The sequence below is a fragment of the Streptomyces sp. NPDC056347 genome, assembly GCF_042262625.1.
In the GTDB taxonomy this organism is placed as follows: Bacteria; Actinomycetota; Actinomycetes; order Streptomycetales; family Streptomycetaceae; genus Streptomyces.
Map to the genome: position 1 here is coordinate 1 of NZ_JBHJQP010000238.1, position 9,704 is coordinate 9,704.

The following is a 9,704-nucleotide window of genomic DNA, read 5'->3' on the forward strand; positions in this document are numbered from 1 at the left end:
GGGGCCCCGTCCGCTGCTCCGGTGACGAACCGGCCCGCGCCTCCGCCCGGACCGTCAGCACGTCCAGGCGGCCCTCGCGGGTCAGCCGCAGCTGGAAGTGGGGCGCCACCCCCGGCGTACGGAGCACGATCTCCTCGATCTGCGTCGGATACAGGTTCACTCCGCGCAGGATCACCAGATCGTCGCTGCGGCCGGTCACCTTCTCCATCCGCCGGAAGACCCGGGCGGTGCCCGGCAGCAGCCGGGTCAGGTCCCGGGTGCGGTAACGGATCACCGGCATCGCCTCCTTGGTGAGCGAGGTGAAGACCAGTTCACCCTCCTCGCCCTCGGGCAGCACCTCGCCGGTGAGCGGATCGACCACCTCGGGATAGAAGTGGTCCTCCCAGATGTGCAGCCCGTCCTTGGTCTCGACGCACTCCTGCGCCACCCCGGGCCCCATCACCTCGGAGAGCCCGTAGATGTCGACCGCGTCGATCGCGAACCGCTCCTCGATCTCCCGCCGCATCTCCTGCGTCCACGGCTCGGCGCCGAAGATGCCGGTCCTCAGCGAGGTGGTACGGGGGTCGACGCCCTGCCGCTCGAACTCGTCGAGCAGCGTCAGCATGTACGACGGGGTCACCATGATGATCTCGGGGCGGAAGTCCTGGATCAGCTGGACCTGGCGGGCGGTCATGCCCCCCGAGGCCGGAATGACCGTGCAGCCGAGCCGCTCCGCCCCGTAGTGCGCGCCGAGTCCTCCGGTGAACAGGCCGTATCCGTAGGCCACATGGACCTTCATGCCGGGGCGTCCGCCGGCGGCGCGGATGGATCGGGCGACCACATCGGCCCAGATGTCCAGATCCCGTTCGGTGTAGCCGACGACGGTGGGGCGGCCCGTGGTCCCGCTGGAGGCGTGGATGCGCCGGACCCGCTCCTCGGGGACGGCGAACATGCCGAAGGGGTAGTTGTCCCGCAGGTCGGCCTTGGTCGTGAAGGGGAAACGGGCGAGGTCCGCGAGGGTGCGGCAGTCCTCCGGGCGCAGCCCGGCGCGGTCGAGGGCGGCACGGTAGTGGCCGACGTTCTCGTACGCGTGGTGCAGCGTGGCTTGCAGCCGCTCCAGCTGGAGCGCCTCCAGCTCGTCCCGGCCCAGTCGTTCCGCGTCGTCCAGCAGGGGCGTCATCGGGATCTCCCTCCTCCGAGCAACGACCGATCATTCGGTCGATCTTTCGATAGCAGTAATTCAGGCCGGTCCGGCGGATGGCAAGAGGTGCGGCACCGTTGATCGCGATCGGTACTTCGCTCATACCGAACAGGGCCGCACCGCCCGGCCGGTGCTGTTTGGATGGCGGGCATGCCGATCTTCCACGCATACGACGGGACCGAACTCTCCTACCGCCTCCTGGGGGAGGGCGCACCGCTGATCTGCCTGCCCGGCGGGCCGATGCGGGCGGGCGAGTACCTGGGGGACCTCGGCGGGCTCGCCGCCCGCCGCCGGCTCGTGGTGCCGGACCTGCGCGGCTCCGGGGACTCCGCGGTGCCGGACGATCCGTCGACGTACCGCTGCGACCGGCTGGTCGACGATGTCGAGGCACTGCGCGAACACCTCGGCGAGGAGCGCGTCGACCTGCTCGCCCACTCCGCCGCCGGCAACCTCGCCGCGCTCTACGCGGCCCGTCACCCGGGACGGCTGCGCACGCTGACGCTGGTCACCCCCGGCGCCCTCGCGGTGGGCATCGAGTCCACCGAGCAGGACTGGCGCGAGACGAGCGAGCTGCGCCGCGACGAGCCCTGGTACCCGCGGGCGCGGGCCGCCCTGGACGCCTTCCTGGCGGGCGGCACCTGGGAGGAGGCCCGCGACGCCGTCGCACCGCTCACCTACGGGCGCTGGGACGAGGCCGCCCGGGCCCATGCCGCCGCCGGTCCCGGGTTGACCAACTCCGCGGCCGCCGCCCACTACTACGCGGACGGGGCCTTCGACCCGCCTGCCACCAGGGCCGCGCTGGGCGAGGTCACCGCACCCGTCCTGGTCCTCGCGGGGGAGTGCGACGCGGGGCCCACCCCGGACCGTGCCGCCGAGCTGGCCGCCCTCTTCCCCGACGCCGAGTTCGTCGTCCAGCGCGGCGCCGCCCACTTCCCCTGGCTGGACGACCCGGGCGCCTTCGTCCGTACGGTGGAGGCCTTCCTCGACCCCGGCGTGCACAGTGTGCACGCCGGGGGAACCCGGCTCGCCTACCGGGTGTGGGGCGAGCCGACGGCGCCGCCCGTGGTCCTCGCCCACGGCCGCTGCGGCGACAGCCGCACCTGGACCCGGATCGCCGAGGACCTCGCCGACGAGTACCGGGTGTACGCCTTCGACTTCCGCGGCCACGGGCTCAGCGACTGGCCCGGCCGCTACTCCTTCGAGCTGTTCCGGGATGATCTGCACGCCTTTCTCGAAGCCCGCAACCTGGCCGGGGCCACCGTCGTCGGTCACTCCGTGGGGGGCGCGGCCGCCTGTCTGCTCGCGGAGCGGGAGCCCGGGCTGATCGGGCGGCTCGTCCTGGAGGAGATGCCGCCGCCGTTCCCGCTCGACCCGCCCCGCGCCCCCGCCGTACGGCCCGACGGGGAGCTGGACTACGACTGGCCGGTGGTGCCGGCGACCGACGCGCAGCTGAACGCGCCGGACCCCGGTATGCGGGACCGCCTCGGTGACATCACCGCCCCGACCCTCGTCATCGGCGGCGGCCCCACCAGCCATGTCGACCAGGAGCGGCTGGTCTGGCTGGCGGGGCGGATACCCGGCGGCCGGTTCCGGAGCATCGACGCCGGCCATCTCGTCCACACCGACCGCCCCGACACGTTCCTCGCGGCACTGAAGGAGTTCGGCCTGTCCTGAACGGCCGGTGGACCGTGACCGGCGGGCGGCGGTGACGGGTCAGGTGCGGTGCAGCAGGGAGGACAGGACCTCGTACAGCGTCTGCTCGGCATCCGCCACCGGGCCCGCCGACCGCCAGGCCACGAAGGCATCGGGGCGCACCAGGACGGCGCCCTGGCGCGTCGTCCCGTGCGCCTCGGCCCAGTCCACGCCGTTCTCCGGCTCCAGATCGGCGCCCGGACCGATGCCGTACGCCGGGAGCCGCACCGAGAGCCGGGCGGCGACCCGGGCCGCCGCCCGGCGCCACACCTCGTCCTCACCGTCCGTGAGCAGCACCAGCGTCTGCTCGTACAGATCGAGTGTGGACTTGCGCTCGCTGCCCTGACGGACCCACAGATGCGGAGCGCGACTACCCGGTTCACCGTTCAACCGCACACCCTGCGGGACCACCGGCGCCTCGGGGTCGGCGCCCAGCACCGCGCCCCGGACGTAGCGGTATCCCAGCGCCACGCTCAGCATGCCGCCCTGCCGTCCGCCGCCCACCCCGGGCGCCGCCGCGTAACCCGGGTGGCTGTGCTCGCCGGAGCGCGCCGACGCCCGCGCACTGGTCGCCCGGGCCACCGGAAGCCGTTCCGCCTCGTAGCTGTCCAGCAGCCCCGGGCCCGCCTCGCCCTTCAGCACGGCCGCCAGCTTCCAGGCCAGGTTGTGCGCGTCCTGGATGCCGGTGTTGGAACCGAACGCCCCGGTGGGGGACATCTCGTGCGCCGAGTCACCGGCGAGGAAGACCCGCCCGGAGGCGTACCGCTCGGCGACCCGTTCGGCGGCATGCCAGGGAGCCTTGCCGGTGATCTCGATGTCGAGGTGCGGCGCGCCCACCGCCGTACGGATGTGCCGGGCACACCGCTCGTCGGTGAAGTCCTCCAGCGTCTCGCCGAGTTCGGGCTTCCACGGCGCGTGGAACACCCAGTCCCGCTTGTTGTCGACCGGCAACAGGGCGCCGTCCGCCTCGGGGTTGGTGAGGTAGCAGACGATGAAGCGCCGGTCCCCGAGCACATCGGCGAGCCGCAGCGAGCGGAAGGTGATGCTGACGTTGTGGAAGAGGTCACCGGGGCCGGTCCGGCCGATGCGCAGCTGGTCGCGGACGGGGCTGCGCGGGCCGTCGGCCGCGACGAGGTAGTCCGCGTGCACACTGATGTGCTCGCCGGTCTCCCTGTTCTTCAGCGCCGCGTGCACACCCGAGGGGTCCTGGTCGAAGCTCTGCATCTCGGTCGAGAACCGCAGATCGCCGCCCTGCCCGCGGGCCTGCTCCAGCAGCACCGGCTCCAGATCGTTCTGGCTGCACAGGCACCAGCCGGTCGGGCTGAAGCGGCCGATCCCGCCGCCCGGGTCGATCTCCTTGAACAGCCACTCCTGGTCGTCCCCGGTCAGCGAACCCGCTTGCAGGATGCCGTGGTTGTCGGCCAGGACGGTGGCCGCCCGGCGGATGCCCTCCTCGGCGCCCGCCGTGCGGAACACCTCCATCGTGCGGACGTTGTTGCCACGGCCGCGCGGGTGCGTCGAGGTGGCCCGGTGCTTCTCGACCAGCAGGTGTTCGATCCCGAGCCGGCCGAGGAAGAGTGACGTGGACAGGCCCACCAGGGAGCCGCCCACGATGAGGACCGGTACGCGAATGTCGACGTTCTCGTTCATCAGCTGCTCCTGCTCCAACGCCGTTCGGATGCATTGTTCAATGCCCTGGTGAGAGCGGTTCGGACGGCTGCTCACCTGAACGGTTCATAAATCTCGCGCCACCCGGACCAGCGTTTCACGATCGGTCACGGAGACGATGCCCGCGCCCCTGACGCGGACCACGCACGTTCGCCGGGAGAGACCCCGCTCCGAAACCACTCGCCAACCGACGGCCGGTGGCAGGCCGGCAGGCCCGCCCACCGGACCGTCTCGAAGGAGTTCGAACGATGACCACCACCCTCTCGGAACGGATCTCCCAGTCGGCCTTCGACGGCTCCCGGCTCCGTGTCGTCCTCCTCCTGGACCTCTACGACGGAGCCCAGAAGGAGTTCCTGGAGGCCTACGAACACATGCGCAACCAGGTGGCCTCCGTCCCCGGGCACCTCAGCGACCAGCTCTGCCAGTCCATCGAGAACCCCTCCCAGTGGCTGATCACCAGCGAGTGGGACAGCGCGCCCCCCTTCCTCGCCTGGGTGAACAGCGAGGAGCACGTCGCCACCGTCCAGCCGCTGCACAACTGCGTACGCGACACCCGGTCGCTGCGCTTCAGCGTCCTGCGGGAGACCGGCAAGGCCTTCGAGATGGCGCCCGAGGCGGCCAAGGGCCGTCTCCAGGCGTCCCCCCGCCTGGGCGACGGGGTGGTGCGGCACGCGCTCACCTTCACCGTGCGCCCCGGCACGGAGGAGATTGTCGCGAAGATCCTCGCCGACTACGAGTCCCCCAACGCCCGGGTCGACGCCGGGACCCGGCTGCGCCGCACCTCGCTCTTCATGCACGGCAACCGTGTCGTGCGGGCCGTCGAGGTCGAGGGCGACCTGCTTGCCGCGCTGCGGCACGTCGCCCGGCAGCCCGAGGTCAGGGCCGTCGAGGAGGCGATCAATCCGTATCTGGAGCAGGACCGGGACCTCAGCGACCCGGACTCCGCCCGGATGTTCTTCACCCGGGCGGCGCTCCCCACCGTCCACCACGTGACCGCGGGCCGGCACCGGGCGGAGGACGTCCGCCGCCACGCCCTCTTCTACCAGGCCAAGGAGGGCTGCGGCATGGCCCTCGCCCGGCTCCTCGCCGAGCAGGACGAGGAGGCCGCGGAGAACCCGGACAGCATCATCGAGAGCAGCACCATCTTCCAGCGCGACGACGTCGTCGTCCGCCTCCTCGAAGCGGTCGGACCGATCGACGCCAGGGCCGCCCAGGTGGTCGGCGTCGACGGCACCGGCAGGGAGGCCCGGCTCGGACGTCTCCTCGAAGGCGACACCGTGCCCACGGACGGGCCGGGGCTCGCGCGCTTCCTGGAGGAGTCCGAGATGACCCTGATCACGGATCGGCGGGCCATGGAGTCCTGACCGCGCATCCGCACCCTGGGGGGTTCTCGCTCAACCCGTCGACTCAACACGCAATGCGCCAGGAGGAGAACAGACATGACCACGCACCGGCCACGCATCGTGGACCTCAGCGAGACGCAGCCCAACCGCAGGCGCGGCGGTGATCTCCGCGCCATGCTCACGCCCACCGCGGTCGGGGCCACCAGCGGCTTCATGGGGCTGGCGATCGTTCAGCCCGGCGAGCGCATCGGCGAGCACTACCACCCGTACTCCGAGGAGTTCGTGTACGTGGTGAACGGTCTGCTCGAGGTGGACCTGGACGGTGAGCCGTACCGGATGCGCCCCGACCAGGGGCTGCTCATCCCGCCCCATGTGCGCCACCGGTTCCGCAACGTGGGCGACATCGAGGCGCGCATGGTCTTCCACCTCGGCCCGCTCGCCCCCCGCCCGGAACTCGGCCACGTCGACACCGAGCACACCGAGTCCGCCGACGTCGCCCCGCCGGAACGAACGGAGGCCGCCTCATGACCCGCCGCGTGGCGGTCACCGGCGTCGGCGTCGTCGCCCCCGGCGGCATCGGCGCCCCCGCCTTCTGGGACCTCCTCGCCAACGGACGTACCGCGACCAGGGGCATCACCCTCTTCGACCCGACCGGCTTCCGCTCCCGGATCGCCGCCGAGTGCGACTTCGACCCGGCGGCCCACGGGCTGGACGCCGACACCGTCGCGCGGCAGGACCGCTACGTCCAGTTCGCGCTGGTGGCGGCCCGGGAGGCGCTGGCCGACGCGGGCCTGGACCCGGAGAGGACGGACCCCTGGCGCATGGGGGTGTCGCTGGGCACGGCGGTGGGCGGCACCACCCGGCTGGAGCACGACTACGTCGCCGTCAGCGAGCGCGGTGCCCGCTGGGACGTCGACCACCAGAAGGCCGGCCACCATCTGGAACGCGCGTTCTCGCCCAGCACCCTGGCCTCCGCGGTGGCCGAACAGGTCGGCGCGCACGGCCCGGTGCAGACCGTCTCCACGGGCTGCACCTCCGGTCTCGACGCGATCGGCTACGGCTTCCAGTCCGTCGAGGAGGGCCGCGTCGACATCTGCGTCGCCGGGGCGTCCGACTCACCGATCACCCCGATCACCGTGGCGTGCTTCGACGCGATCAAGGCCACCTCGGCCAACAACGACGACGCCGAGCACGCCTCCCGGCCGTTCGACGCGCGCCGGGACGGCTTCGTGATGGGCGAGGGCGGCGCCGTCCTGGTCCTGGAGGAACTGGAGCACGCCCGCGCCCGCGGCGCCACGGTGTACTGCGAGATCTCCGGCTACGCCACCTTCGGCAACGCGTACCACATGACCGGGCTCACCCCCGAGGGCCTGGAGATGGCCGAGGCGATCAACCGGGCACTGGCCCACGCCCGGATGGACGGCTCGCGGATCGACTACGTCAACGCCCACGGCTCGGGCACCAAGCAGAACGACCGGCACGAGACGGCCGCCGTGAAGCGGGCCCTGGGCGCCCACGCCTTCGACATCCCGATGAGCTCGATCAAGTCCATGGTCGGCCATTCACTGGGAGCGATCGGAGCGATAGAAATCGCGGCCTGCGTACTCGCCCTGGTGCACCAGACGGTGCCGCCGACGGCGAACTACGAGAGCCCCGACCCCGAATGCGATCTCGACTACGTGCCGCGTACCGCACGGCCCCTGAAGCTGCGCAGCGTCCTCTCGGTGGGCAGCGGGTTCGGCGGATTCCAGTCCGCGGTGGCCCTGACCCGAACAGGTGGGAGGACACCATGAGCACCCGCAAGGCCCGGCGCACCGTCGTCACGGGCATCGGAGTGGTCGCCCCCAACGGCACCAACACCGAAGCCTTCTGGAAGCGGACCCACGAGGGCATGAGCGTCCTGGACCGGGTCACCCGGGAGGGCTGCGAGCACCTGCCCCTGCGGGTCGCCGGCGAGGTGCGGGGATTCGAGGCCGCGCAGCTGATCGAGGAGCGCTACCTCGTCCAGACCGACAAGTTCACGCACTTCGCGATGGCCGCCGCCGACATCGCGCTGGAGGACGCCCGGCTCGGCCGTGCCGACTACGAGAACTCGCCCTTCGACGTGGGAGTGGTGACGGCCGCCGGATCGGGCGGCGGTGAGTTCGGCCAGCGCGAGCTCCAGCGGCTCTGGGGCCAGGGCTCCACCTACGTGGGCCCGTACCAGTCGATCGCCTGGTTCTACGCGGCCAGCACCGGCCAGATCTCCATCCGGGGCGGCTTCAAGGGGCCGTGCGCGGTGGTGGCCAGCGACGAGGCGGGCGGCCTGGACGCGCTGGCGCACGCCGCCCGCTCGATCCGCGGCGGTGCCGAAGCGGTGGTGGTCGGTGCGGCGGAGGCCCCGCTGGCGCCGTACTCGGTCGTCTGCCAGCTCGGCTACGAGGACCTGAGCACCGAGGAGGACCCGACCCGCGCCTACCGGCCGTTCACCTCGGACGCCCGTGGCTTCGTACCGGCCGAGGGCGGCGCCATGCTGGTGGTCGAGGAGGAGCGGTCGGCGCTCCGGCGCGGCGCCAAGGTGCGGGCCGAACTCGCCGGTCACGCGGCCACGTTCACCGGCGCGGCCCGGTGGGAGGAGTCCCGGGAGGGCCTCGCCCAGGCGATCATCGGCGCCCTGCGGGAGGCCGACTGCGCGCCCGAGGAGATCGATGTCGTCTTCGCGGACGCCCTCGGCGTGCCCGCGGCCGACCGGGCCGAGGCGCTGGCGATCGCCGACGCCCTCGGCATGCACGGCAGCAGGGTGCCGGTGACGGCGCCCAAGACCGGGATCGGACGCGCCTACTGCGGGGCGCCGGTGCTGGACGTGGCCGCCGCGGTGCTCTCGATGGAGAACGCGCTCATACCGCCCACCCCGAACGTCTTCGAGGTGTGCCACGACATCGATGTGGTGACCGGCAGCGCCCGCCCCGCCGAACTGCGCACGGCGCTGGTGCTGAGCCGCGGGCTCATGGGCTCGAACGCGGCGATGGTGCTGCGGGGCATCACCGACCCCCGAACGTGACAAGGAGAAGTCCTGATGACCGACCGACTGACCTACACGGAACTCGCCGCCCTGATGAAGAAGGGCGCCGGGGTCACCGTCGATCCGCGCGACATGGAACAGCGCCCCGGTTCGGCCTTCGACGAGTACGGCCTGGACTCGCTGGGCCTGCTCGGCATCGTGGGCGTGCTGGAGAACCGGCACGGCCGGGCGCTGCCGGCCGACGCCGACCGCTGCAAGACCCCGCAGGAGTTCCTCGACCTCGTCAACAACAGCCTCATGACAGGAGCCTGACGTGCCCGGACACACCGAGAACGAGATCGTCATCGCCGCCCCGCTGGACCTGGTCTGGGACGTGACCAACGACCTGGAGAACTGGCCCCGGCTGTTCAGCGAGTACGCCGCGGTCGAGATCATCGAGCGGGACGGGGACAGCACCACCTTCCGGCTGACGATGCACCCCGACGAGAACGACAAGGTGTGGAGCTGGGTCTCCGAGCGGACCGTGGACCGCGCCGCGCGCACCGTACGGGCCCGCCGCGTGGAGCCCGGTCCCTTCCAGCACATGAACATCCGCTGGGAGTACGCGGAGGTGCCCGGCGGAACCAGGATGCACTGGGCGCAGGACTTCGCGATGCGTCCCGACGCCCCCGTGGACGACGCCTGGATGACCGACAACATCAACCGCAACTCCAAGATCCAGATGGAGCTGATCCGGGACAGGATCGAGCAGCGCGACCGGGAGCGGCGCACCGCCCCGGTCGGGGCCAACTGACCCGCCACCCGTACACGGTCCGCCGCC

The 9,704-nt window shown here is 71.9% G+C and carries 9 protein-coding genes; 7 read left to right on the forward strand and 2 right to left on the reverse strand.

The window, feature by feature from the left end; translation table 11 throughout:
- Nucleotides 1-1,159 (reverse strand): phenylacetate--CoA ligase PaaK (gene paaK, locus ACFCV8_RS33520; protein WP_376689281.1); only part of this gene is annotated, 1,159 nt, incomplete at its 3' end.
- A 171-nt stretch (nt 1,160-1,330) separates the two neighbouring features.
- Between paaK and ACFCV8_RS33525 the strand changes: the two genes are divergently transcribed.
- Nucleotides 1,331-2,854: an alpha/beta fold hydrolase gene (locus ACFCV8_RS33525; RefSeq protein ID WP_376689282.1), complete on the forward strand. Its 1,524-nt coding sequence runs from the start codon at nt 1,331-1,333 to the stop codon at nt 2,852-2,854.
- 39 nt (nt 2,855-2,893) lie between these two features.
- On the opposite strand, the gene ACFCV8_RS33530 is transcribed toward ACFCV8_RS33525, so the two are convergent.
- Complete coding sequence (locus ACFCV8_RS33530; RefSeq protein ID WP_376689283.1) at nt 2,894-4,522, reverse strand: FAD-dependent oxidoreductase; 1,629 nt, start codon at nt 4,520-4,522, stop codon at nt 2,894-2,896.
- A gap of 266 nt (nt 4,523-4,788) precedes the next feature.
- Here ACFCV8_RS33530 and ACFCV8_RS33535 point away from each other — a divergent pair, with 266 nt between their 5' ends.
- The 6 genes from ACFCV8_RS33535 to ACFCV8_RS33560 all read left to right on the forward strand — a co-directional run bounded on the left by ACFCV8_RS33535 (nt 4,789) and on the right by ACFCV8_RS33560 (nt 9,677).
- Nucleotides 4,789-5,904, forward strand: coding sequence for a SchA/CurD-like domain-containing protein (locus ACFCV8_RS33535; protein WP_376689284.1), 1,116 nt, complete (start codon nt 4,789-4,791; stop codon nt 5,902-5,904).
- A gap of 75 nt (nt 5,905-5,979) precedes the next feature.
- On the forward strand, nt 5,980-6,411 hold the full coding sequence (locus tag ACFCV8_RS33540; RefSeq protein WP_376689285.1) for a cupin domain-containing protein: 432 nt from the start codon (nt 5,980-5,982) through the stop codon (nt 6,409-6,411).
- The gene (locus tag ACFCV8_RS33545; RefSeq protein WP_376689286.1) at nt 6,408-7,676 is read left to right on the forward strand and encodes a beta-ketoacyl-[acyl-carrier-protein] synthase family protein; all 1,269 of its coding nucleotides are present in this window, start codon (nt 6,408-6,410) and stop codon (nt 7,674-7,676) included. Before ACFCV8_RS33540 ends, ACFCV8_RS33545 begins: the two co-directional genes overlap by 4 nt.
- Nucleotides 7,673-8,923 carry a ketosynthase chain-length factor gene (locus ACFCV8_RS33550; RefSeq protein WP_376689287.1) on the forward strand — a complete coding sequence of 417 codons (1,251 nt, stop codon included), beginning with the start codon at nt 7,673-7,675 and terminating at the stop codon, nt 8,921-8,923. The genes ACFCV8_RS33545 and ACFCV8_RS33550 overlap by 4 nt, the downstream gene beginning before the upstream one ends.
- Before the next feature lie 15 nt (nt 8,924-8,938).
- Nucleotides 8,939-9,196: an acyl carrier protein gene (locus ACFCV8_RS33555; protein ID WP_352278791.1), complete on the forward strand. Its 258-nt coding sequence runs from the start codon at nt 8,939-8,941 to the stop codon at nt 9,194-9,196.
- A gap of 1 nt (nt 9,197) precedes the next feature.
- Nucleotides 9,198-9,677 carry an SRPBCC family protein gene (locus ACFCV8_RS33560; RefSeq protein WP_376689288.1) on the forward strand — a complete coding sequence of 160 codons (480 nt, stop codon included), beginning with the start codon at nt 9,198-9,200 and terminating at the stop codon, nt 9,675-9,677.
- Nucleotides 9,678-9,704 lie beyond the last annotated feature (27 nt).

Excerpts from the sequence above, each read along its gene's own strand:
- ACFCV8_RS33525 (WP_376689282.1), top strand. The coding sequence starts at position 1,331 with ATGCCGATCTTCCACGCATACGACGGGACCGAACTCTCCTACCGCCTC.
- ACFCV8_RS33530 (WP_376689283.1), bottom strand. The coding sequence starts at position 4,522 with ATGAACGAGAACGTCGACATTCGCGTACCGGTCCTCATCGTGGGCGGC.
- ACFCV8_RS33535 (WP_376689284.1), top strand. The coding sequence starts at position 4,789 with ATGACCACCACCCTCTCGGAACGGATCTCCCAGTCGGCCTTCGACGGC.
- ACFCV8_RS33540 (WP_376689285.1), top strand. The coding sequence starts at position 5,980 with ATGACCACGCACCGGCCACGCATCGTGGACCTCAGCGAGACGCAGCCC.
- ACFCV8_RS33545 (WP_376689286.1), top strand. The coding sequence starts at position 6,408 with ATGACCCGCCGCGTGGCGGTCACCGGCGTCGGCGTCGTCGCCCCCGGC.
- ACFCV8_RS33550 (WP_376689287.1), top strand. The coding sequence starts at position 7,673 with ATGAGCACCCGCAAGGCCCGGCGCACCGTCGTCACGGGCATCGGAGTG.
- ACFCV8_RS33555 (WP_352278791.1), top strand. The coding sequence starts at position 8,939 with ATGACCGACCGACTGACCTACACGGAACTCGCCGCCCTGATGAAGAAG.